The organism is Muricoccus vinaceus (genome assembly GCF_042433125.1).
GTDB lineage: Bacteria > Pseudomonadota > Alphaproteobacteria > Acetobacterales > Acetobacteraceae > Roseomonas > Roseomonas vinacea.
In genome coordinates this window covers 1-23,233 of record NZ_JBHLVZ010000043.1, presented here as the reverse complement: position 1 = coordinate 23,233, position 23,233 = coordinate 1, and the positions used below count along the sequence as shown (strand labels likewise).

19 protein-coding genes are annotated in these 23,233 nt (G+C 72.8%); 10 read left to right on the top strand and 9 right to left on the bottom strand.

Annotated features, from left to right (window positions below; genetic code table 11):
- Positions 1 to 97: 97 nt before the first annotated feature.
- Both ACFFIC_RS15335 and ACFFIC_RS15330 read right to left on the bottom strand, forming a co-directional pair.
- Positions 98 to 1,072: a Bug family tripartite tricarboxylate transporter substrate binding protein gene (locus ACFFIC_RS15335; protein WP_377051839.1), complete on the bottom strand. Its 975-nt coding sequence runs from the start codon at positions 1,070 to 1,072 to the stop codon at positions 98 to 100.
- A 25-nt stretch (positions 1,073 to 1,097) separates the two neighbouring features.
- On the bottom strand, positions 1,098 to 2,075 hold the full coding sequence (locus ACFFIC_RS15330; RefSeq protein WP_377051837.1) for a Bug family tripartite tricarboxylate transporter substrate binding protein: 978 nt from the start codon (positions 2,073 to 2,075) through the stop codon (positions 1,098 to 1,100).
- 106 nt (positions 2,076 to 2,181) lie between these two features.
- On the opposite strand from ACFFIC_RS15330, the gene ACFFIC_RS15325 reads away from it, so the two are divergent.
- The 6 genes from ACFFIC_RS15325 to ACFFIC_RS15300 all read left to right on the top strand — a co-directional run bounded on the left by ACFFIC_RS15325 (position 2,182) and on the right by ACFFIC_RS15300 (position 10,480).
- Positions 2,182 to 2,958 carry a GntR family transcriptional regulator gene (locus ACFFIC_RS15325; protein ID WP_377051835.1) on the top strand — a complete coding sequence of 259 codons (777 nt, stop codon included), beginning with the start codon at positions 2,182 to 2,184 and terminating at the stop codon, positions 2,956 to 2,958.
- 73 nt (positions 2,959 to 3,031) lie between these two features.
- The gene (locus tag ACFFIC_RS15320) at positions 3,032 to 4,033 is read left to right on the top strand and encodes an amidohydrolase family protein (RefSeq protein WP_377051833.1); all 1,002 of its coding nucleotides are present in this window, start codon (positions 3,032 to 3,034) and stop codon (positions 4,031 to 4,033) included.
- Positions 4,034 to 4,038: 5 nt separating this feature from the next.
- Positions 4,039 to 5,124 (top strand): Ldh family oxidoreductase, encoded by a 1,086-nt coding sequence (locus tag ACFFIC_RS15315; protein WP_377051831.1) that lies wholly within the window; start codon positions 4,039 to 4,041, stop codon positions 5,122 to 5,124.
- A gap of 205 nt (positions 5,125 to 5,329) precedes the next feature.
- Positions 5,330 to 6,556 (top strand): gallate dioxygenase, encoded by a 1,227-nt coding sequence (locus tag ACFFIC_RS15310; RefSeq protein WP_377051829.1) that lies wholly within the window; start codon positions 5,330 to 5,332, stop codon positions 6,554 to 6,556.
- Positions 6,557 to 6,660: 104 nt separating this feature from the next.
- Positions 6,661 to 8,928: a hypothetical protein gene (locus ACFFIC_RS15305; RefSeq protein WP_377051827.1), complete on the top strand. Its 2,268-nt coding sequence runs from the start codon at positions 6,661 to 6,663 to the stop codon at positions 8,926 to 8,928.
- Between the two features lie 511 nt (positions 8,929 to 9,439).
- Positions 9,440 to 10,480, top strand: a complete 1,041-nt coding sequence (locus ACFFIC_RS15300; protein WP_377051825.1) for an aldose epimerase family protein — start codon at positions 9,440 to 9,442, stop codon at positions 10,478 to 10,480.
- 10 nt (positions 10,481 to 10,490) lie between these two features.
- Here ACFFIC_RS15300 and ACFFIC_RS15295 read toward each other — a convergent pair whose 3' ends face one another.
- From ACFFIC_RS15295 to ACFFIC_RS15275, 5 genes are all read right to left on the bottom strand, one after another.
- A complete protein-coding gene (locus ACFFIC_RS15295; RefSeq protein WP_377051823.1) occupies positions 10,491 to 11,474 on the bottom strand; it encodes an aldo/keto reductase in 984 nt (327 codons plus the stop codon).
- A gap of 142 nt (positions 11,475 to 11,616) precedes the next feature.
- On the bottom strand, positions 11,617 to 12,198 hold the full coding sequence (locus ACFFIC_RS15290) for a septal ring lytic transglycosylase RlpA family protein (RefSeq protein ID WP_377051821.1): 582 nt from the start codon (positions 12,196 to 12,198) through the stop codon (positions 11,617 to 11,619).
- Positions 12,199 to 12,575: 377 nt separating this feature from the next.
- A complete protein-coding gene (locus ACFFIC_RS15285) occupies positions 12,576 to 12,815 on the bottom strand; it encodes a hypothetical protein (RefSeq protein ID WP_377051819.1) in 240 nt (79 codons plus the stop codon).
- Between the two features lie 246 nt (positions 12,816 to 13,061).
- Complete coding sequence (locus ACFFIC_RS15280) at positions 13,062 to 15,077, bottom strand: ATP-binding protein (RefSeq protein WP_377051817.1); 2,016 nt, start codon at positions 15,075 to 15,077, stop codon at positions 13,062 to 13,064.
- 6 nt (positions 15,078 to 15,083) lie between these two features.
- Entirely contained in the window at positions 15,084 to 16,604 is a 1,521-nt protein-coding gene (locus ACFFIC_RS15275; protein ID WP_377052184.1) for an ATPase domain-containing protein, read from the bottom strand.
- A gap of 262 nt (positions 16,605 to 16,866) precedes the next feature.
- On the opposite strand from ACFFIC_RS15275, the gene ACFFIC_RS15270 reads away from it, so the two are divergent.
- Together ACFFIC_RS15270 and ACFFIC_RS15265 are read left to right on the top strand one after the other, a co-directional pair.
- Positions 16,867 to 17,853, top strand: a complete 987-nt coding sequence (locus ACFFIC_RS15270) for a Gfo/Idh/MocA family protein (RefSeq protein ID WP_377051815.1) — start codon at positions 16,867 to 16,869, stop codon at positions 17,851 to 17,853.
- A gap of 70 nt (positions 17,854 to 17,923) precedes the next feature.
- Positions 17,924 to 19,504 carry an aldehyde dehydrogenase (NADP(+)) gene (locus tag ACFFIC_RS15265; protein WP_377051813.1) on the top strand — a complete coding sequence of 527 codons (1,581 nt, stop codon included), beginning with the start codon at positions 17,924 to 17,926 and terminating at the stop codon, positions 19,502 to 19,504.
- Positions 19,505 to 19,532: 28 nt separating this feature from the next.
- Here ACFFIC_RS15265 and ACFFIC_RS15260 read toward each other — a convergent pair whose 3' ends face one another.
- Together ACFFIC_RS15260 and ACFFIC_RS15255 are read right to left on the bottom strand one after the other, a co-directional pair.
- Entirely contained in the window at positions 19,533 to 19,739 is a 207-nt protein-coding gene (locus ACFFIC_RS15260) for a hypothetical protein (RefSeq protein ID WP_377051811.1), read from the bottom strand.
- Entirely contained in the window at positions 19,694 to 20,830 is a 1,137-nt protein-coding gene (locus ACFFIC_RS15255) for a molybdopterin cofactor-binding domain-containing protein (protein ID WP_377051809.1), read from the bottom strand. Before ACFFIC_RS15255 ends, ACFFIC_RS15260 begins: the two co-directional genes overlap by 46 nt.
- 276 nt (positions 20,831 to 21,106) lie before the next feature.
- On the opposite strand from ACFFIC_RS15255, the gene ACFFIC_RS15250 reads away from it, so the two are divergent.
- Positions 21,107 to 21,628, top strand: coding sequence for a molybdopterin-dependent oxidoreductase (locus ACFFIC_RS15250; RefSeq protein WP_377051807.1), 522 nt, complete (start codon positions 21,107 to 21,109; stop codon positions 21,626 to 21,628).
- The coding region (locus ACFFIC_RS15245) for a PAS-domain containing protein (RefSeq protein WP_377051805.1) at positions 21,625 to 23,233 on the top strand (1,609 nt) is incomplete at its 3' end. The genes ACFFIC_RS15250 and ACFFIC_RS15245, both read left to right, overlap by 4 nt.

Here is a 23,233-nt window from a genome sequence, read left to right as displayed (position 1 = left end):
TCCTGGGCCGCTGCCCCTTGGGCCAGGGGCGCAGCAAGCGACGTGCCATCCGGCGTCCGGGAAACAGGAGCTCCCGGGCTGGAACGGAACCGGGGCCTCAGTTCAGGGCGATGCTGAACTCCCGCGTCAGCGCCGTCCAGCGCGCCACATCCGCGCCGACGTAGTCCGCGAAGGCGGCCGGGCTCCCGCTCGGGGTGGCCCGCACCGCCTGGCGCTCCAGGTTCGCCAGCACCTCGGGGTCGCGCAGGATGCGCGTCACCTGGGCGTGCAGCGTGGCCAGGATGGGTGCCGGCGTGCCCAGCGGCGCGAACAACCCGTTCCACAGGGTGGTCACCAGGTCGGGAAAGCCCGCTTCGATCGTGGTCGGCACCTCCGGCAACTGCGCCACCCGCTCGCGCGAGACCACCGCCAGGGGGCGCAGCCGCCCCGCCTGGATATGCGGCATGGCCGAGGAGATGTTGAACTCGGTGATCTGCGCGTCGCCCCGCAGCATCACCGGCACCATCTCCCCCGCGCCGCGCAGCGGCAGATGGGTCAGGCTGATGCCCGCCCGCCGGGCGAAGGTCTCGAGGTCGATGTGCTGGTAGGAGCCGACGCCTGCCGAGGCATAGACCAGCGGCGTGGGGGAAGCCTTGGCGCGCGCCACGAACTCCGCCAGCGAGCTCACGGGGAAATCGGCCGGCGCCAGGAACAGCTGCGCCGCCTCGATCAGGTTGGTGATGGGCGTCAGCCCGCGCGACGGCACCAGCGCCCGGTCCCCCGCCATGGCGGAGTTGATGCCATGGGTGGAAACGTTGTTGACGATCAGCGTGTGCCCGTCCGGCCGCTCGCGCATGACATGGTCGTTGGCGATCCAGCCATTGGCGCCAGGCCGGTTCTCCACCACCACGTTCTGCCCGATCGCGCGCCCCAGCGGATCGGCGATCACCCGCGCGATCAGGTCCGTCGTGCCCCCGGGCACCAGCGGCACCACCAGCCGCACCGGGCGCGAGGGCCAGGCCTGCGCCAGCGCGGGCCGCCCGGCGGCCAGAAGGGCGGAGCCCAGGAGAAGGCGTCGATGGATGGCCGGCATGAACATGTCCCTTCGGCTTCGCCCGCTATTCCATCCGGATCCCGGCGGCGCGGATCAGATCGGCCATGGCGGCGTGGTCGCGCGCCAGCCCCGCGGCGAAGTCCTCCGGCGCGTTGCCGACGACCTCGTAGCCCAGCCCCTCCAGCCGCTCCCGCACGGCGGGCAGGGCCAGCGTTTCGCGCAGGGCCGCGTTCAGCCGCGCCACCACCGCGGGCGGCGTGCCGGCCGGCGCGAGGAAGGCCCCCCAGGTGAAGAAGGCGAAGCCGGGCACCCCGGCCTCCGCGATCGTGGGCGCATCCGGGAAGGCGTCGATCCGGGCGGGCCCGGCGGTGCCGAGCACGCGCAACTGCCCGTCCCGCACGAAGCTGTTGGGCGTCGGCAGCCCGAAGAAGCCGTAGGGCACCTCCCCCGCCGTCACGGCGGTCAGCGCCGGCGTCGCGCCCCGATAGGAGATGTGGTTCATCCGCACCCCCGCCTTCTGGAGAAACATCTCCATCGCGATGTGCTGCGGGCTGCCCGCCCCGCCCGAGGCATAGTCGATCCGCCCGGGCTGCGCCCGCGCCGCCGCGATCAGGCCCGCCACGTCCCGCGCAGGCGCCGAGGGATGCGCCACCAGCGCCCAGCGGATGCGCACGATCTGCCCAACCGGCGCGAAGTCCCGCAGCGGGTCGTAGCCGGCCTGCGCGTTCAGGTTGGGCAGCATGGTCAGCACGGCGTCGTTCACCGCCAGCAGCGTGTAGCCATCCGCCGGCGCCCGCGCCCCCGCCCGCATCCCGATCATGCCGGAGGCACCCGTCTGGTTCTCGATCAGCAGGCGCTGCCCCAGCAGGTCGCCCATGCGGTCCGCCACGATGCGCACGACCACATCGACGGCACTGCCCGCCGCCAGCGGCTCGATCACCCGGATAGGCCGGTCGGGATAGGACGCCTGGGCGGCGACGCCTCCCGGCGAGAGCGTGGCCGAGAGCGCGCCCATGACCAGCGCGAGAAGCCATCGCCGCATCGCGTTTCCCCCTGGGGCGGTTGCTCCGCCACCCTTGCCTTAAGACAACACAAGACATATCCAACCGGCCAGGTGTCAAGCGCGCGTTCCGGGGAGAGCGAGAGACATGGACGGCGAGGCCGGGGCGGCCGAGGGCCCGCCGATCCTGCGCCCCCTCCGGGGCGGCCCGGCCATCCCGCTCTGGCTGCAGCTCAAGCACGCCCTGCGGGACCTCATCGCCTTCGACCTCGCCCCGGGCGACCGCATCCCGACGGAGGCCGAACTCTGCGCCCATTACGGCCTGTCCCGCATCACCGTGCGCCAGGCCGTCACCTCCCTGGCCGATGAAGGGCTGCTGCACCGCCAGCAGGGCCGCGGCACCTTTGTCCGCCTCGCCCGCCGCGACGCGCCGCTGCCGGAGGGCGGCCACTTCCTCGCCAGCGCCTTCGACCAGGTGCCGCCCGGCACAATCCGCCTCCACGCCGCCGAAACCGTGCCCGCGCCGAGCTGGGTGGCGGCACGCCTGGGGATCGCCCCCGAGGCCCCCGCCCACAAGCTGCGCCGCGTGCTGGACCGCGACGGCGGCACGGCCGCCATCCGCACCTGCTTCGTGCCCGCCGCCCTGGCGCCGGACCTTCTGGACACCGACCTGTCCCGCCCCCTCCACCTCTTGCTGGAGGGCGTCTTCGGCCTCGTGGCGCAGGAAGCACGGGAAAGCATGGAGGTCATCCGCGCCGACGCCTTCCGCGCGGGCCTGCTGGGCATCGCCCCCCACCAGCCGCTGGTGCTCACCGAGCGCGTCTCCTTCGACGCCACGGGCCAGGCCATCGAATGCGCGCGCACCTATTACCGCGCCGACAGCTTCTCCTTCAGCCGCACCCTCCGCCGGGAGGCGGGCGCTTGACCTGGCCCAACCGGATTCATCTTATAAGGTACTAACAAGGCGCCGCCGCAGGGCCGGGCCGGAGGAAAACGCCATGACCGTGATCGACGCCCACACGCATATCCTGACCGAGGCGATGATCGCCGCCATCGCCCGGGACGTCCCCTCCCTCGCCCCGAAGCTGACGCGCGTGGACGACGAATCCGCCATCCTCGAAATTCTCGACGTCAAGCAGAACCCCTTCCCCCGCGCCGCCTGGGACCTGGAGCGCCGCTTCGCCGACATGGCCGCGCAGCGTGTGGACATGCACGTCGTCTGCAACATCCCCCACACCTTCCTCTACGAGGCCGATGGGGGCGCGGCCAGCACGGTCGCGGAAATCCAGAACGAGGCCATCGGCGCCCTCTGCCGCCAGCACCCCGACCGCTTCATGGGCCTGGCCACCGCCGCCATGCAGGATCCCGCCCGCGCCGCGGCCACCATCGAGCGCGCGGTCACGGCCCACGGCCTGCGCGGCCTGCACCTCGGCAGCAACATCGCCGGCCGCAACCTCGACGACCCCGCGCTGGATGCCGTGTGGGAGGTGCTGGACCGCCACGCCCTGCTCGTCCTCGTCCACCCGCACAAGGTGGTCGCGGCAGAGCGGATGCGCGGCTACTACCTCACGAACCTCGTTGGCAACCCGCTGGAAACCACCATCGCCGCCGCCTCGCTCATCTTCGGCGGCGTGATCGAGCGGCACCCCAGCATCCGCTTCCTCCTGTCCCACGCGGGCGGCTTCATGCCCTTCCAGGCCGGCCGCTTCCGCCACGGCTGGAAGGTGCGCCCCGAACCCCGCGCGCGCCTGAAGGGCGACCCCGCCGAAAGCCTCGGCCGCCTGCTCTACGACAGCATCACCCACGCCCGCGGCGCGCTGCGCTTCCTGCTGGACGAGGTCGGGCCGGAGCGCATCCTCTTCGGCACCGACTATCCCTTCGACATGGGCACCACCCGCGGCGTGGAGGAGATCGAGGAGGCCATCCCCGACGCCGACGCCCGCGCCGCCATGCTCTCGGGGAACGCGCGGCGCCTCCTCGGCACGCCGGTCGCGGCCTGAACCCCATGGCCCTCGACGACGCCACCGCCGCGACCCTTCCCCGCCAACGCGCCGAGGCGATGATCGCCTTCGCCGCCGATATCCTGGCCGCACAGGGCCTGCGCCCCGCCGATGCCGCCCGCGCCGCCGAGCTCATGGTGGAAGCCGACCTCACCGGTGCCGATGCCCACGGCATCTTCCGCCTGCCCCAGTACGTCCGCCGCCTCCGCGCCGGCGGCGCCAAGCCCCGGCCCGACATCACCGTGCGCCGCCTGGCCCCCGCCGTCGCGATGGTGGAGGGCGACAACGGCCTCGGCCACCTCGTGATGTCGCGCACGGCCGAAACGGCCATGGAGATCGCGCGCGAGGCCGGGATCGCCTGGGTCGGTGCGCGGGGCTCCAACCACGCGGGCTCGGGCGCCGTCCATGCCTGCCTGCCGCTCGCGGCCGGGATGGTCGGCATCTACACCGTGGTCGCCAGCGCCAACCACATGGCCCCCTGGGGCGGCACCGAATCCCTCCTCGGCACCAACCCGATCGCCATCGCCATCCCCATGGGCGAGGCCGACCCGGTCGTGCTCGACATGGCCACCACCGTCGTTTCCTACGGCACGGTGAAGGGCCACGCCCTCCGCGGCGCCCCCATGCCCGAAGGCTGGATGATCGACGCCCGCACCGGCGAGCCCCTGACCGACCCTGCCCGCAGCCACGAGGGCATCCTGCTTCCCGTCGGCGGCTACAAGGGCAGCGGCCTCGCCCTCGTGCTCGGTCTCCTCGCCGGCCCGCTCAACCGCGCGGCCTTCGGGCGCGACGTGGTGGACTTCAACGCCGACGACCGCACGGTGACGGAAACCGGCCACGTCCTCATCGCCCTCGACGTGTCCCGCTTCCTCGACCCCGCGGCCTTCCAGGCCGAGGTGTCGCGCCACCTGGCGGACCTCCGCAACTCCGCGAAGCTGCCGGGCGTGGACCGCATCCGCACCCCCGGCGAGCTTCGCGCCGAGCGGCGGCGTGACAGGGTGGCCAGGGGCGTGCCGCTGCCCGCGCCGCTGATGGCCCAACTCGACCGCCTCGCAGCGGAAGCGGGCGTGGTCCCGCTGCGAGAGCGGTGACGGCGCCCGGCCAGCCGCTGTCATGACAACCCATGGCCGGCCCGGGCTGCCGCCGCCGGACGCCGCACCTCGCCAGCGCCGCAGCCCGCAACGCACTGGCCGTGGCCGTGGCCGTGGCCGTGGCCGTCCGCGCGGGGAGCGACGATAAAAACCACGCACCGAAGGCCAGGCCACCGGCCGGGCGAAAAAAGGGGAGCACCGCTGCATGGCCAGGATCATCGGTGGGATCGGCACCTCGCACGTGCCCACGATCGGCGTCGCCTATGACAAAGGGAAGCAGGACGTGCCCGACTGGGCGCCGCTGTTCCGCGGCTACGAGCCCGCGCAGCGCTGGCTGGCCGAGAAGAAGCCCGACGTGCTCGTCTTCTTCTACAACGACCACCTGAACGCCTTCTTCTACGACCTCTATCCCACCTTCGCGGTGGGCGTGGCGCCGAGCTACGACGTGGCCGACGAAGGCGCGGGACGCCGCCCCCTGCCACTGCTGCCCGGCCATCCCGGCCTGTCCAGGCACATCGCGGAATCCCTGGTGAACGAGGAGTTCGACCCCGCCGTCTTCCAGGACCGCCCGCTCGACCACGGCGTCTTCTCGCCGCTCCCGCTGCTCTGGCCGCACAAGGATGGCTGGCCGGGCGCGGTGGTGCCGATCGAGATCAACGTGGTGCAATACCCGCTGCCCACGGCCATGCGCTGCTTCAAGCTGGGAAAGGCCCTTCGCCGCGCCATCGAATCCTACCCCGAGGACCTCTCGGTGGTCGTGGTCGGCACGGGCGGCCTCTCGCACCAGGTGCACGGCGAGCGCACGGGCTTCAACGACACGGATTGGGACATGCGCTTCATCGACCTGATCGAGCACGATCCCATGACGCTCGCGAACATGAGGCACGTCGACTACATCCGCCTCGGCGGCGCGGAGAGCGTCGAGGTCATCATGTGGCTCGCCATGCGCGGCGCGCTCAGCGACAGGATCGAGAAGGTCCACCAGAACTACTATCTCGCCACCACCACCGCGATGACGGTGCTGGTGTTCGAGGAGAAGGGCGACACCGCCTCCACGGCGCCCGCCGTCGCATCCAACCCGCAGCTCGCGGGCGTGGAGGAGATCGGGGGCACCTATGCCTTCGACATCGCGACGGCGCGCGAGCGGCTCCGGCTCAACCGCTTCTTCTGGAACATGAAGGACGCCGCCTTCCGCGATGCCTTCCTGGCCGACGAGCCCGCCGCCTGCGCGCGCGCGGGCCTCACGCCCGAGGAAACGAAGCTGGTTCTCGACCGCGACTGGATCGGCCTGATCCGCTACGGCGCCAACTTCTTTGTGCTGGAGAAGTTCGCCCGCACCGCCAGCCGCTCCAACCTCGAGGTTTACGCCGAGATGCGCGGCGAAACCTTCGAGGAATTCCTGGCGACCCGGCAGGTGCCCGGGGCGCGCTGAGCCGCCGCCGCTTCCTTCAACTCCCCGCCAGGGAAGCACGGGGATGCCGGACTCGCGCCGTTCTGGGCTATGACCCCCTTCTGCCGCCTGGGCGAGGATTTCGATTGAGCCACCCGAACGACGCAGCCTCAGACCCGGCGCTGCCCATCCCCTCCCCCGAAGCCGCACGCCAGGTTGTGCCGCATTCCGGCCTGAACGACGCGCGTCACCAGGCCATGGCGGCTCTGGACGCGGGGGCGCGCACCATTGCCGTGATCGGCGCCGCCGGAACCGGCAAGACCCTGCTGATGGGGGAGCTGGCCGACCTGCTCCGGGCCCGGCAGGCCACCGTCCACCTGCTGCGCACCACCCATGACCTCCTGACCTTCCGCCTCGCCCAGGGAGACGCTCCCGATCCGTCGGCCGCGGTGCTGCTGGACGAGGCGGACCGGGCCGGCGATGCCGAACTCGCCTCCGTGCTCGGCCGGGGCAAGGCCGCGGGCCAGGAGGGAGGCCTTCGCATCCTCGCGGGCCTGCCGCCCCTGCTGCGCCGGCTGGACGCGCTGGGGCGCCCGGCGGTGGCCGTCACGCTCAACCCCGTCCCGCGCGAGGAGCTGTCCGGCTTCATCGCGGCGCGCCTCGGCGCCTCCGGCTACGCGCCGGATTTCTTCACGCCCGAGGCGGTGGAGGAGCTGGCCACGCGCTCCGGCGGGGTGCCGCGCCTGGTGAACGTGCTCACCGCGGCGGCGGCCTTCGCCGCCTCGCTCGACCACGCCCCTGAGGTGACCGCCCGCCACGTGGTGGAGGCGACACGCCACGCGGCCGGTTCCGCCCATGTTGTCCGTCCGGCGTCAGACCCGCAGATCTTCGCCGAACGCCCGGCCCCGCAGCCCCGTGCCCCCGGGGAGCCTCCGCCGGCGGACCGCCCCCATCTGGTGGATGCCGTCGCGCGCTGGGCCGGCGCCTCATGGCTGGCGCCGGGCGAGAGGCATCCTGGCCTCACCCCGCCGGACGAGAACCCTCAGGCCACGCCCGCCGGCGAGGACCCGCTGCCCCCCGGCCCGGCACGGCCCCGTGCCCAGGCGGAGGCCCTGGGCGAGGTGGAGCCGCTTGCCCCGGCCATCCTCCCCAACCCGGAGACGCCGGCCGATCCCGCGCAGCCGGACGCGGCGGAACGGTCCGCCGTGGAAAGCGGGCCGGCACCGGCTTCCCTTCCCGCCGATGAACTCGTGATCCCCCCGCAGCCGGCTCCGGTGCTTCCCGTGACCGTGCCAGAGCCTGCGATGCCCGCCCCCCTCCCGCCGGCCGAACCGGTGGCGGAGGCCATTCCCCCAGCGAGGGAGCCGGCGGAGCCCGGCATTCCCACCCCCATTCCCACTCCCGTCGCGGCGAAGACCGCCGCGCGCCACGCCTTGGCCGAACCGGCTGCGGAACCGGCCCCGGACGCGGCGCCGCGCCGCCGCCATGGCTGGACCTATGCGGTGGCGGCGCTGCTGGTGCTGGGCGGGGCGGGCTTCGCGCTGGACCGCTCGCGGGACGCGCCGGCCGGCAGCCCGCTGGCCCGCCTCTCGCCCCTCCGCGCCTGGATCGAGGAGCGCACGGGGCTTGCCCCCGCGAACCGCCCCGCCGACACGGCCGCGGTCTCGCCACCCGCCAGCACCGCGCTGCCGGCACCCGCCGCTGCGGTGCCGGACAGGCCGGTGGCCGGCCCCACGGCGCCAGCGGCCGGAACCGCCGCGCCATCCATCTCACCGCGCACGGACGAAGCGCGGCCGCCGGCAACTGTCACCGGGACCGGGTCCACGGTGACACCGCCGGCACCCGCCGAAACCGCGCGGACGGACGACTCCCCCGCCGGCCGGTTGCCGGCTCCATCCGCCCTGGCGCCGCCCTCGCAGGAAAGCCGGCAGGCCGAGGCGCCTGCCCCTTCGCCGCCCCAGCCTTCCGTGCTCCAGCCTTCTGCGTCCCGGCCTTCGGAGTCCCAGGAGGCGGTTGGCCGGGCTCCAGGCTCCACCGCCCCGCCCTCTCAAACCGTGCCCAGCGCTCCGGCAGCCGCCCCGCCCCCCGAGAACCCCGCCCCGCCCGTCGTGGCCGCGGCGCCGTCGGCCAACCCACCCCGCGTCATGATCCATGTCCTGTCCCGCCAGGCACGCGGCGGTGAAGGGGAGCGGGCGCTGGCGGAACTTGCCGAACGCTATCCCGGCGCCAGCACCCTGCGCGGCGGCCGCGGCCCGAGCTTTCCCGTTGTCCGCCATTTCTTTCCCGCGGATGCGCAGAGCGCGGAGGCGATCGCCGCCCTGCTTTCGGCCCGCGGCATCACGGCGCGCGTGCAGGACTTCTCCGCCTTCCGCCCGCAGCCGCGGCCCGGCACCGTGGAGGTCTGGCTGCCCTGACCTCCGGCGGGAAGGGGCGTCCCTCCCGGGCTTTCACGGACGGGGATGCGATCCGGCAGGAGCAGGACGGCGTCACGGCCACCTTTGGCCGCGCGCCCGCCAGCATCCGGCGGCTGGCCGGGCATGCCCCGGGCGCCTGATCGCGCCGCGGCCGGCCGCGCGGCTTCGAGGCGCCGGGCCGCGAAGGCGGTGCGCCGGACCGCCGGACGGGGGGAGCCGGTCCTCGCCTGGCGGGCACGCTGGCGGGGCGGACCGACCGAGGCGGGAGCCACATGGCGCAGGCCATGCGGCGCGGCCTCGCCCCGCCTGAGGTGACGGATGGGCCCGTGCAGCGGCTGGTGGCCGGCGGCACGACCGCCTGGAACAGCACGGTGTCGTCGCGATGAAGCATCGCGCGGGCCTGCCCGGGGCTGACGGCCAGCGCGCACGGACAGGCAACGCGGCTCCTGCTCGCGGCTTTTACCGTCCGGGGAACGGTGCCTCTGCCGCGCCCGCCACCGGGGGTTCCGCCATGCAGCCCGATCTCGCCGGCCTCCTCGCGGACGGCACGGAAGTTCAGCGTTACGTCCTGGAGGCCGAGGGCCTCCGGGCCACCATCCTCACCCTCGGCGGCGTGATCGCGCGGCTGGAGGTTCCGGACCGGCAGGGCCGGATGGCCAATGTGGCGCTCGGCTTCCGCACGCCCGCGGAATACGCCGAGCCCGGCCCCTATTTCGGCGCCCTGATCGGGCGCTACGCCAACCGGATCGCGCGGGGCCGCTTCACCCTGGACGGCCGCGGGCACCAGCTGGCCACGAACAACGGGCCGAACAGCCTGCACGGCGGGGCCCAGGGGTTCGACAAGCGCATCTGGTCTGTGGCGGAGGCCGGCGCGGGGCGGCTCGAACTGGCGCTGGAAAGCCGGGATGGCGAGGAAGGCTATCCCGGCCCGCTTCGCGTGCGTGTCACCTACTCGGCCGGGGCCGGCCGCACGCTGCGGATCGACTACCGCGCGGAGGCGGAGGCGCCCACGGTGCTGAACCTGACCAACCACAGCTACTGGAACCTGGCGGGCGAGGGTTCGGGCACCGCGCTCGACCACGAGCTTCAGATCATGGCCGACCACTTCACCCCCGTGGACGCCACCCTCATCCCCACCGGCGAGTTGCGCGCGGTCGAGGGCACGCCCTTCGACTTCCGCACCCCGGTTCCGATCGGCGCCCGCATCCGGACCGAGGACCCACAGCTCCGGATCGGCCAGGGCTACGATCACAACTGGGTGCTGCAGGGCGACGGCACGGAGCCGCGCCTGTGCGCGCGCCTGCGCGACCCCGCCAGCGGGCGCGTTCTGGAGGTGCTGACCGACCAGCCCGGCCTGCAGTTCTACAGCGGCAACCTGCTGGACGGCACGCTGGTTGGCCCCGCCGGGCGCCTTTACCGCAGCGGGGACGGAGTGGCGCTGGAAACCCAACACTTCCCGGACAGCCCGAACCAGCCGGGCTTCCCCTCCACGATGCTGCGCCCGGGGGAGGTGTTCCGCTCCACCACCCTGCTGCGCTTCGCCACCGGCTGAACGGCGCGAATCACCCCGCCGGGGTCGGCGCGTCCTGCGGCAACAAGCCCTCGGCCTTCAGGGCGGGCCAGAACGCCCCGGGAATGGTCTGGCCCATGAGGTCCAGGTTCTGCCGGACGCGGTCGGCATGCCGCGCGCCCGGGATCACGGCCGCGACCACCGGATGGGCGGCGCAGAACTGCAGGGCCGCGGCACGGATATCGACACCGAAGCGGCCGCAGACCGCCGCGATCCGGTCCCGCGCCGCCACCATGGCGGCGGGCGCCTCCGCGTAGTCGTAGTGCCTGCCACCGGCCAGCAGCCCGGAATTATAGGGCCCGCCCACCACAACATGCACCCCGCGCTCCGCGCAGGCCGGGAACAGCCCGCCCAGCGCGACGGTGTCGAGCAAGCTGTAGCGGCCGGCCAGCAGAAAGACATCGGGATCCGACATGCGCAGCGCGCGCTCGCAGGCCTCGGTGCGGTTCACGCCCAGGCCCCAGCCCTTGATGGTGCCTTCCTCGCGCAGGCGGATCAGCGCGCGGGCGGCGCCCTCCATGGCCGTGTCGAACACGCGGGTCCAATCCGGCCCGAGGTGGTCCTCGGCCACGTCATGGATGAAGGCGACCTCGAAGCGGTCCATGCCCAGCCGCTGGAGGCTGTCCTCCACGGAGCGCAGGGTCGCGTCGAAGGAGTAGTCCGCCTCCACCCGGAAGGGCAGGCCCTGGACGAAGGGCGGGTTCTCGGGCCGCGACGCGTCGGGCCGCAACAGGCGCCCGACCTTGGTGGAGAGCACGAACTCGCCGCGCGGACGGTCGCGCAGGGCCTCGCCGAAGCGATGCTCGGACAGGCCGGATCCGTAATGCGGCGCGGTGTCGAAGTAGCGGATGCCGCCCTCCCAGGCGGCATCGAGCGCGGCATGGGCCGTGGCCTCGTCGATCGGGCCGAACATGTTCCCCAGCGGCGCGCCGCCGTAGCCGAGAGGTCCTGGAGGGGCGAAGCGTGCATCGGCCAAGGGATCTGTCTCCTGAGAAGGCGGTGGGTATCTTGCCGAGGAATAGAACGCGGGTGGTGCGAGACCGTCTCTCCCGCATGGCACGACCCAGGCCCGCCGTGACCGCTCATCCCCAAGGGCGACGCCCCGCCGCCCCGGCGGCTCAGCGGCGCGGCGAGTCCCGGCCGCCGGACGGAGCGGCCTCCGCGCGGGCCACCAGGCCCGGCAGGGGCGTGACCGCCACCGGCGCCGTGCCGGCATCCGCCATGCCCAGCCGCGCCGCGACACCCGGGCTGACATCGAGGATGCGCCGCCGCGTGCTGGGTCCGCGGTCCCGCACCCGAACGACCACGCTCCGCCCGTTGCGGAGATTGGTCACCCTGGCCCGCCCGCCCAGCGGCAGGGTGCGGCTGGCCACCGTGTCGGAATGGGGATCGAATCGCCCGCCATCCGCCATGCGCCGGCCCGCGAGGCTATAGGCGTAAACGGACGCGTGGCCGCGCTGCGTGGCCCCCTGGGCATGGCGCCCCCCCGCATGATGGACCGCCGCGCGGGCAGGCCGGGCAGGGCGGCGGACATGCGGCCTGGATTGTGCCCGCGCATGGACCGGCCCATGGACGTTGTGCCGGACCGGCACCTCCACCCGTCGCGCTTCATGCCCGCCCGTCCGTGCCTCGGACGGGGTGAAGCCGCCGAGGGCCAGCACCATCGCTGCGAGAAGCCCCGCAATCGCACGCAACCTCATGCCTCGAAGAACTCCCTTCCGCCCGCGATCCAGACCGGGCCGGCGGCATGGCCAATTTCTATATGGTGATCGCAACCATCCCGCAGAATGGTTGACCGCGGCGCGGTTCGGACGGCATTCGGACGCCCATGCAATCGAAAGCCATTGTTGTTTCGGGCCGAACCTTTGTCGCGCTTCAGAAGGCCGGCCGTTCGACCCGTGGGCGCACGGCGGTCTTTCACGCCGTGAGCCCCAACTGCCGCATGTCGCTCTGCGCCGACGAGCCCGGCGCCGGGTCCTCCTGGGCGCAGCCGCCCGCGGAGGCCGTCACCTGCCCGGACTGCCTCCGCCGGCTGTCCAGGATCGGGAGGGCCTGAGGGCCCTCCCGCCAAGCCTCCTCAGGACGCGCCGGCCTTGCCCATCTTGCGCTCGCGGTCGGAACGCTCCTGCCAGAACTCCATGTCCGCATCCTTGCTGAACATGACGCGCACGCCGGTGGCGCCCTTGCTGACCCGCAGCTTTCCGCCGTTGCGGGCCTTGTGGTCCGCCATCCACTCCTTGAACTCGGGATCCTCGCTGGTGCGTCCCTCGAACTCCAGGATGCCCGCGATCTCTTCCTGCTTGCGACGTTTGACCATGATTCCGTGCCTCTTCTTCTGGGCGCAGTCGATGCTTCTCAGGCCGGATCGATTCGGTCGTCGCGCACTGCACCCGTACAATAGCGGTTTCGCGACCCGCTCCTAGGGGCCGCTCCCCATGGCTGCCCCGCCCGGCGCGCTCTGGCACGCGCCTATCGGGGTTTCAGGCGTGGATGGCGCCGCCCGCGGGGAAACGGCGCGTGAGCCATGTTTGAACGCCGGGCCCTGCCCGGTGTTGCCGCCCCTTCAGCCGCGGCCGAGCACCACCCGCAGCTTTTGCGCCAGCTCATCCCGGCGATAGGGCTTGTTCAGCACGTCCACGTCGTCCGCGATGGGCTTCTGCGTCATCGGCTCCCCCACATAGCCGGAGGTCAGCAGCACCTTCATCTCCGGCCTGAGGTGCCGTGCCTCCACCGCCAGCTGGGCGCCGTTCATGCCGCCGGGCATCACCACGTCCGAGAACATGATGTCGATCCGCGCGGGCCCGCGGATGTGCTCCAGCGCCTCGCGCGCGTTGTGGGCCACGATCACGGTGTAGCGCAGCTCCTCCAGGCTCTCGATGGCCATGGCCAGCACCTGCTCGTCGTCCTCCACCAGCAGCACCGTTTCCCCGCTCGCGGCCGGGCGGAGCGGGACCTTGTTCGGGGTGGCGGGCGGCTCCTCCGCCGGGGCATCGGCGGAGGGCGGAAAGTAGAGCCGCACGCAGGTGCCGCGCCCCAGCTCGGATTCGATCGCCACGTCGCCCCCGGCGCTGCGGGCGAATCCATAGACCTGGCTCAGCCCCAGCCCCGATCCCTTGCCAACCTCCTTGGTGGTGAAGAAGGGCTCGAAGGCGCGCGCCAGGGTCTGCGCGTCGATCCCGCTGCCGTTGTCGGTGACGCTGACCTCCACATAGGCCCCGGGCGAGATGCCCCGTTCGGAGGTCGCGCGCGTGTCGCGGTGGACGTTGCGGCTCGACACCCTCACCACCCCGCCATCGGGCATGGCGTCACGCGCGTTCACCACGAGGTTGAGGACGGCGGACTCGAACTGGGCGGGATCGATCCGGATCGGGTCCACCGCGGGGTCGAGCTCGAGGCGCAGCGTCACCGCCTCGCCCACCGCGCGACGGGCCAGCTCCTCGAATTCCAACAGCAGGCGGTTCGGGTTCAGCGTCTGCGGCCGCAGCATCTGCCGCCGCGAGAAGGCCAGGAGCTGCTGCGTCAGCTGCTCCCCGCGCCGCGCCGCGGTCATGGCGGCGGAGGCCAGGCGGGTCACGCGCTCGGTCTGCTCGGGCCGGCGCAGAACCATGTCCAGCCCGCCCACGATCACCGTCAGCAGGTTGTTGAAGTCGTGGGCGACGCCCCCGGTGAGCTGCCCGATCGCCTCCATCTTCTGCGCCTGGTGCAGCGCGTCCTCGGTCATGCGCCGGTCGGTGGTGTCCATGACCACGCCGGCCATGCGAACCGGCCGGCCGGCGGCGTCGTAGCCGGCGCGGCCCTTGGCCACGATCCAGCGCACGGCGCCGTCGGCGCGGCGGATGCGGCACTCGATGTCGAGCGTGCCGCTCGCCGTGGCCTTGGCGAAGGCCGCCGCGACCGCCGCGCGCTCCTCCTCCACCACGTGCCCCAGCAGGTGCTCCGCCCCCCAGGCGGGCTGCGGCTCGGCATAGCCGAAGATGCGGTCGTGCTGCGGCGTGCGGCGGGAGGAGTCGCTCAGCAGGTCCAGGTCCCAGGAGCCCATGCCGGCGGAATCGAGCGCGAATTCCAGCGCCTCCCGGGCCTTTTCCAGCTCCAGCGCGCGCTCCCTCACGCGCTGCTCCAGGGTCTCGTTCAGCACGCGAAGCTCGCGCTCGCGCCGCTCGCGCTCGTCCAGCAGGTCGCGGGTCTGGTACTGGCGGCGCCGCACCCGGAGCGAGGAGCGCGCGGCGCTGGACAGCGTTTCCGCGTTCACCGGGCGCTCCAGCAGCACGACGTTGCCCAGGCGCTCCAGCACGCCGGCCGCGATGGCGGAGCGGCGGCCGGTCTGGCGCGTGGCCATGACGATGAAGGGAATGTCGGACCAGGATGGCTGCGCGTCGCAGAAAGCGAGCAGCGGCTCCAGCTCGGGGCCCGACAGCGCCTCCTCCGTCACCACGGCGCCGCCGGCATGGCCTTGCAGGCAGGCGCGGAGGCAGCCCAGGTCCTCGCAGACGCGGCCGGTGATCCCGTCGCGCTGCAGCACATCCTGGATGACCCGGGCGTCACGCCCCCGGGGGGCCAGGATGAGGATGCGCTCGGACACGGGCGCTCAGCCCCCGGCCTTGCCGGGCGGAACATCGTCCAGCAGCGAGATCGTCCCCTTGTAGGAAGGCAGCCCGCTCATGACGCCCTCGAAGTCGGTCAGGGCCTTGCCGACCTGCACGCCGTGCTGGCCGATGCGCAGCTCGCGGATGGTCCGCTCGGGCGCGTTGCTGCGGGTCTTGACCACCGAGATGGCCGAGCGGATCTGCCCCTGCGCCTCGAAGAAGCGAAATACCAGGATGCTGTCGCTCAGATAGCTGAGGTCAACATCCGCGCGCATGTCGCCCATGATGCCATGGTGCCCGAGGATCAGGATCGTCTTGACGCCGCGCTGGCCGAGATAGCTCAGCATCTCGTGCATCTGCAGCAGCAGGTACTTCTCGCCGGGCATGGACTGGAGATAGGCGTTCAGGCTGTCCACCACGATGAAGGAGCAGTTCTCCTCCTCCACCGCCTGCCGCACCCGGCTGGTGAATTCACCGGGCGAGAGCTCGGCCGGATCGATCTGGCGGAGGGTGAGGCGCCCCGCCTCGACATAGGGGGCGAGATCCATGCCAAGCGCCGCGCTGCGGCCGAGAAAGGTGCCGAGCCCCTCGTCGAACAGGTAGTAGGTGGCGAACTCGCCCCGCTCCAGCGCCGCCACCATGCAGCTGACCGCCGTGGTGGACTTGCCCACGCCGGAGGGGCCGCTGAGCAGGATGTTGGTGCCCGGCACAAGCCCGCCGCCCAGCAGTTCGTCGAGCTCGCGGTTGCCGGTGGAGTGGACGGCGGCATCGAACGCCGCGTGGTGGTCCGCGGCGATCAGGCGCGGGAACACCGTCAGCCCGCCCGTGTCCAGCACGAAGTCGTGGAAGCCGCCGCGGAACTTGATGCCGCGCATCTTCACCACCCGCAGCCGCCGCCGCTCCGCCCCGTAGTCGCGCGGTGCCTGCTCCAGCGAGACGACGCCGTGCGCGATGCTGTGCAGCTGCAGGTCGGTCGGATCCGCCGTGCGGTCGTCCAGCATCAGCACCGTGCACTGCCGGCTGGAGAAGAACTGCTTCAGGGCCAGGATCTGGCGGCGGTAGCGCAGCGGGCTCTGCGCCAGGAGCCGCATCTCGGACAGGCTGTCGAACACCACGCGGGCCGGGCGCAGCTCGCCCACCTGGCGCATCACCTCCCGCGTGGTTTCGCCCAGCTCCACCTCGGAGGGATGCAGCACCGTCTGCTCGCCATCCGGGTCCAGCCCCATGTCGCCCACCAGCTCGAACACGGAGAGGCGGTCGAGCGACCAGCCGTGGGAGGCCGCCACCGCGCGCAACTCGTCCGCCGTTTCGGACAGGGTGATGTAGAGCCCGGCTTCGCCGCGGGCCGCCCCCTCCAGCAGGAACTGCAGGGACAGGGTGGTCTTGCCCGTGCCGGGCGTCCCTTCCACGAGGTAGAGGCGGTCGCGCGTCAGACCACCGCCGAGGATGTCGTCGAGGCCCACGATGCCGGTGGAGGCCCGCTGGGGGGTGGAGAGGAACTCGGTGGCCTGGTGACCATTCACGGGCAAGGGCGACTCTCTGTCAGGCAGGTGGCGAGAACGAGGACTCAAAGCCCGCTAGCGCGCCGGGTTTGCACGCAAAGGCAAATCACTTGTCGGAAGGATCGCCTCCTTTCCCGCCCGCCCGGCCGCCCTGGTGCCGCCTTGCCACCATCACGGCGGAGGCGGGCGCCGCCGGCGGGTCTGGCCCGGGGGCCGGCCAGGGGGCATGGTCCGCCCCCTGGAATCCTGGCCACCGGCTGCGGCCAGAAGGAGAAAGCCCGCTTTGAGCACCACCGCTTCCGCCCCGCTGCGCCTGGGCATCGTCGGCTTCGGCATCATGGGGGAACGACTGCTGCGCGCGGCGCGGGACCAGCCGGATGCCCCGATCCGCCCGGCCGGCGTGTGGGACCCCTCGCCGGAGGCCGCCGCCCGTCTCTCGGGGGTCGATCCTGGCCTCGCGATGTCGGGCAGCGCCGCCGCGGTGGTCGAGAACTGCGACTGCCTCTACGTGGCCGCACCGCCCGCGGCCCATATCCCCCTGGCCGAGGCCGCGCTCGGCGCCGGGCGGGCCGTGTTCCTGGAAAAACCCCTGTCGCACGAGCTGGAGGCGTCCCGCGCCTTCGTGGCGCGGGCGGAGGCGGCGGGCGCCCGGGCGGCGGTGAACTTCCCCATGGCCTCCTCGCCGGCCGTGGCCCAGCTCCGCGCCTGGCTCGGGGCGGGCGCGGTGGGCGCGCCGCGTTCGCTGGAGATCGCGGTCGCCTTCGCCGCCTGGCCCCGCTCCTGGCAGCGCGATGCCTCCGGCTGGCTGTCGCGCCGGGCGGAGGGCGGCTTCACGCGGGAGGTGGTGTCGCACTTCCTGTTCCTGACCCGTCGCCTGCTCGGCCCGCTGCAACTGGAGGAGGCCCGCGCCACCTTCCCCGGCGGCGACGCCGCCGAGAGCGCGATCGAGGCGAGGCTCCTGGCGGGCGGCATCCCCGTGCTGTTGCGCGGCGGCGTCGGCACCACGGACCGGGACGACACCAATGCCTGGACCCTTCGCGGCGCGGCCGGCGCCATCCGCCTGCGCGACTGGTCCGTCGCGGAGCGGGAGGGCCCGGAGGGATGGGCCCCCGCCCCCGATGCCCTGCCCAACGAGCGGATGCGCCCCCTGGTTCTGCGCGGGCAACTGGAGAAGGTGGCCGCCATGACGCGCGGGCAGCCCCAGGACCTGGCAACCCTGCGGGAGGCGCTGGAGGTCCAGGAGGTGGTCGAGGCCATCCTCGCGGCCTGAACAACTGGCCAAGCGCCGTGATCCATGGCCCCTTTCCCGGCCATGCACCAACCAGAACAAGGAGAGCGCCATGACCATCACCGGTGAGATGCTGCTGGGCGCCACCGCGCTGCGCGGCACCGACAAGCCCATCCGCGCCGTCGAGGCGGCGACGGGCGAGCCGATGGAGCCCGCCTTCGGTGGCGGCACGGCGGCCGATGTGGAGCGCGCCTGCGCCCTCGCCTGGGCGGCCTTCGACACCTATCGCGAGACCGCTCCCGAGGCGCGGGCCGCCTTTCTCGAGGCCTGTGCCCAGGCCATCCTCGACACCGGCGACGAGCTGATCACCCGCGCCATGGCCGAGAGCGGCCTGCCCCGCGGGCGGCTGGAGGGCGAGCGCGGCCGCACCGTCGGCCAGCTCCGGCTCTTCGCCTCGGAACTGCGCGACGGCGGCTGGACCGGCGCCCGCATCGACCCGGCCCTGCCCGACCGCAAGCCCCTGCCCCGCCCGGACCTCCGGCTGCGCCAGATCGCCCTCGGCCCCGTGGCGGTGTTCGGTGCGTCCAACTTCCCGCTTGCCTTCTCCGTGGGCGGCGGCGACACGGCCTCGGCGCTGGCCGCCGGTTGCCCGGTGGTGGTCAAGGCCCATTCCGCCCATCCCGGCACCTCCGAGCTCGTGGGGCGTGCCATCCAGTCCGCGGTGAGGTCCTGCGGCCTGCCGGAGGGTGTCTTCTCCATGCTCTTCGGCTCCGGCCAGGTGGTCGGGCAGGGGCTGGTGGCCGATCCCCGCATCAAGGCGGTCGGCTTCACCGGCTCGCGCGCCGGCGGCACCGCGCTGATGAAGACCGCGGCCGGCCGCCCCGAGCCGATCCCGGTCTATGCCGAGATGAGCAGCATCAACCCGGTTTTCCTGCTGCCCAAGGCGATGGCCAGCCGTGCCGCCGCGATGGGCAGGGGCTTCGTGGGCTCGCTGACCCTCGGCGCCGGGCAGTTCTGCACCAATCCCGGCCTGGTGATGGCCCTCGATGGGCCCGACCTCGACAACTTCCTCGCCTCCGCCACCGAGGCGCTGGGCGGGGCGCCGGCCCAGACCATGCTGACGCCGGGCATCCTCAAGGCCTACCAGACGGGTGTCGCGCATCTCGCGGGCAACAACCGCGTGCGCAAGGTCGCCTCGGGCCAGCTCGCCACCGCCGGCACCCAGGGGGAGGCCGCGCTGTTCGAGACCACCGCCGCCCACTTCATGGAGGACCCCGCGCTCGCCGAGGAGGTGTTCGGCGCCGCCTCCCTCGTGATCCGCTGCCCGGACGTGGAAACGATGCTGCGCCTGGCCGAGGGGCTGGAAGGCCAGCTCACCGCCACCATCCAGATGGACGAGGGCGACCTTGAGGCCGCGCGGCTGCTGCTGCCCGTGCTGGAGCGCCGGGTGGGCCGCATCCTGGTGAACGGCTATCCCACGGGGGTCGAGGTCAGCCACGCCATGGTGCATGGCGGCCCTTATCCCTCCACCTCCGATGGCCGCTCCACCTCGGTCGGCTCCCTCGCCATCGCGCGCTTCCTGCGGCCGGTCTGCTACCAGGACATGCCGGAGGCGCTGCTTCCGGCCGCGCTGCGGGATGGCAACCCCATGGGGCTGTGGCGCCGGATCGACGGGGTGCTCGGCAAGGACTGAGCCGCCCCGCCCCTCACCCACCGGGGCTTCACCCCATGGCGGCCGCGAGGTTCTCCGGGGTGAAGGGCATGGCGCGCGGCCGGACGCCGAGGGCGTCGTGAATGGCGTTGGCGATGGCCGCGACGCTAGGCCCGAAGGAGGGCTCGCCGGCGCCGCCCTCCAGCTGGTTCGCGGCGCCATCGGGGTTGATCACCTCCCCCAGGTCGGCGGCGATCCAGATCCGCCGGGCGCGCACGACCTCTTCCGCCTCCACCTCGGCGAAGACCGCGCACCACCCGCCCAGGTTCTTGTAGCGCGCCAGCGCCATGCCCAGCCCAAGCCCCCCCGCCGGGTCCGTCCTTCCCAGCCGGCCATCGCCGCCGCCTCGCGCAGCACCGCGGCCGCACGCGGGTCGTCCAGGTGGCGCAGGCGGAAATGGAGCGGGTCGGCGCCGGCGAGGGCGGCCAGCTCGTCCATCACGGACTCGATGGCCCAGACGTTCAGCGGCGCCCCCAGGCGGCGCATCGCGGAGGCACGGAGAGGCATCTCCGTCACCGTGCGCATCCGCACCCGGAGCGCCGGCACGCGGTCGATCGGCACCGCGTTGCGCTGCGCCCCGCCGCCGCGCTCGGCGGAGACGTTGATGGCCGGGGGCACGGCGAAGGGCTCCGCCAGATGCGCCGCCGCCAGCAGCGTCGGCAGCTTCCCCCGCCCCGGGCGGGAGGAATGGCCGTTGCTCGTCACCTCCAGCCGGAAGGCGCCGATGTTCCCGGCCTCGTCCAGCGCGGCCTCCACCTCCACCAGCATGGCGGAGGAGACGGGCGGCCAGGCCAGCTCGTCCGCCCGGCTCCAGAGCACGCGCACCGGCCGGCCCGGCACGGCGCGCGCGGCCAGCGCCGCGTCCAGGGCCATGTCATCGGCGCCGTTGTGGCCGTAGCAGCCCGCGCCCTCCACGTGGCGGATGGTGACGGCTTCCTCGGGGATGCGCAGGGCGAGGGCCATGTCCGTGCGGAGGTTGTAGGGCCCCTGGGTGTGCGACCAGACCTCCACCCGGCCTTGCTCCCACCGCGCGATGGCGCAGGAGGGGCCTATGGAGGCGTGCGCCACGGGCGGGCGGAAGAAGCGTGCCGCGACCCCGCGGGCGGGGGGTGCCTCCCCGCGCGCGATGATCACGGTTTCCTTCTGCGACGCGGCGTGGAGCCATTCGGCCATGGCGGCCTCGTCCGGCAGGGTGTCGCGCTCCTCCCAGGCCAGGCGAGCGCCCAGGCAGGCGCCCAGGCGGGCGGCGGCGGCCTCGGCCTCGTGCTCGGTTTCCGCCAGCACCGCCAGGAAATCCCCGTCCCGCACGAGGCCAGCGGGCAGGGCGGCCAGCCGGCCCCCCCGGCGAGGGCAGGCGCAGCACGCGGTTAGGACACTGAAGGCCGCCGGAGGAAATATTCCGGCCGAGGCGAAACCTGGTAAAACCCCCGCCCTTGGTTGCATTGTCATAACATCGCGCGAGAAGTCACGGAAAAGTGTGCAGTTTGGCGTATGGTCGGCGTAGAACGAGTCTCACGCTGGACCAGCAGGATCCACTTTCAGCATGAAAACGAACTCTCAGGGTTCGCCAACTCGGCCCGCCGGATGATTGCCGGAGTTCAGCCGCGGATCGGCCGGCGCCGCCTGGGGCTGCTTCTCGGGCTGCTGCCGGTGCGGTCCTGGGCCAGGGAGCTTCCGGGCCGCACCCAGCCCGCGATCCTCACCGTGTCGGGCCGGATCCGGCGCAGGAACGAGGGGGACCGGGCGGTTTTCGACCGCCCCATGCTGCATGCCCTGGGCTCGGCCTCCATCACCACCCAGACGCCCTGGTACGATGCCCCCGTGCGCTTCGACGGCGTTCCGCTGGCCAGCGTGATGGAGGCGGTGGGAGCAGCGGGAACCACGGTGACCGCGATCGCGCTCAACGACTATTCCACCGACATTCCCATGCCGGACCTCACCCGCTTCGACGTGCTGCTCGCGACTCACCGCAACGGGGTTCCCATGCCCGCCAATGATCGCGGCCCGCTGTTCATCGTGTACCCCTACGACGCCAACCCGGTGCTGCGCTCGCCCCTGTATTACGGCCGCTCGGCGTGGTCCGTTTCCCAGCTGATCGTCCGATGAAGGTGCTGGGCGTGCCCACCCCCGGCGCATCCCCGGCCACGCCGGGGTTCTTCGGCGGGGCGGCGTCGCGCTGGCTTCGTGCCCGGCTGTCGGAGACGCATGTGCAGGCCGGCTTCGTGCTGCTCGGCGCGGCGCTTGCGGCGGCGGCCATCGCCACCTCCATCCTGATCTTCGACCGGCAGGCCGCCCTCGGAAAGATGTCGCGCTACAATCTCGGCTGGCCCGCATCCCAGGCCGGCATGGAGGTGGCGCGCCTCCAGGGCGCGCTCGGGGAACTCGCGATCACCCCGGGCGAGGCGGAACAACAGACGGTGCGGACCTGGTTCGGCATCGTCGAGTCCCGCCTTTCCATGTTGCTGAACGGGGAGGTCGCGGCCCTGGTCCGCACCCGTCCCGAGCTCGAGCCCGTCGTCAGCAGGCTCTCGGCCGCGGTGGAGGCGTCGCGGCCCCTGATGCGGACCCTGGGCGACGAGGCGGCCGTTGCCGCCATCATGGCCGAGTTCACGTCGCTCAACCGGCCGCTGGCGCGGCTCGCTTCCGTCGCCCGGGCCCACGCCCTGGAACTGGACGCGCAGGACGTGCGCCACCTGGACCGGCTGCAATGGCTGTTCTCGGGCCTGCTGGTGGCGCTGATCGGCTGCTCCCTGGCGCTCGCGGCCTTCGCCGTCCGGCGCAACCGCCTGCTCGCGCGCTCCAACGCCGAGGTGCGCGCGCTCGTGCTCGACCTCACCCGCACCGGCGAGCGCCTGGCCGCCGCCAACGAACGCGTGCAGGAGGCCGTCAGCGCGCTGACCGAGCAGAACGCGACGCTGAAGGAGCGGGACGCGGAGATGCTGCGGCAGAACCGCTTGTTCGAGGCGGCGCTGAACAACATGTCGCATGGCCTGGGCATGTTCGACGAGGAGCACCGGCTGATCGTCGGCAACCGGCGCTTCAGCGAGCTGTTCGCTCTTCCCCCCGGCCTGGCCGTGCCCGGGGCGGAGGCCAAGGCGCTCCTCGCGTCCTCCGCCAGCTTCGGCCGCCGTGCCACCGAGGCCACCTGGGCCGAGCACCGGCGCCTGACCGAGGCCGCCGAGGCGGCGGCCTTCGTGCGCGCGGACGGTGCGGGGCGCTCCCTCTCGGTGTCGCACCAGCCGCTGGCCGATGGCGGCTGGGTCGCGACCTACGAGGACGTGACCGCGCGCCTGCTCCACCAGACCAAGCTCGAGGAACAGGCCGCGCTGCTGGACCTCGTGCAGGACGGGATCGTGGTGCACGGCATGGACGGCCGCATCGTCTATGCCAACCGCAGCGCCGTGCGCATGCATGGCTGGACGCCGGCGGAGGTCGCCGGCATGGACAGCGGCGAGCTGGTCGAGCGGATCTACGAGGACCCCGCCAGCTATCACGAGGCCTTCCGCACCGTGCTGGAGACGGGCCAGTGGAGCGGGCGCTTCAAGCAGCGGCACAGGAGCGGCCACCGCGTGGTGGTGGAATCCAACTGGAGCTTCGTGCGGAACGAGCCCAGGGCGCCCGACGCCATCCTGGTGGTGCACACCGACATCACCGAGCGCTTGGCGCTGGAGGAGCGTTTGCGTCAGTCGCAGCGGCTGGAGGCGGTGGGGC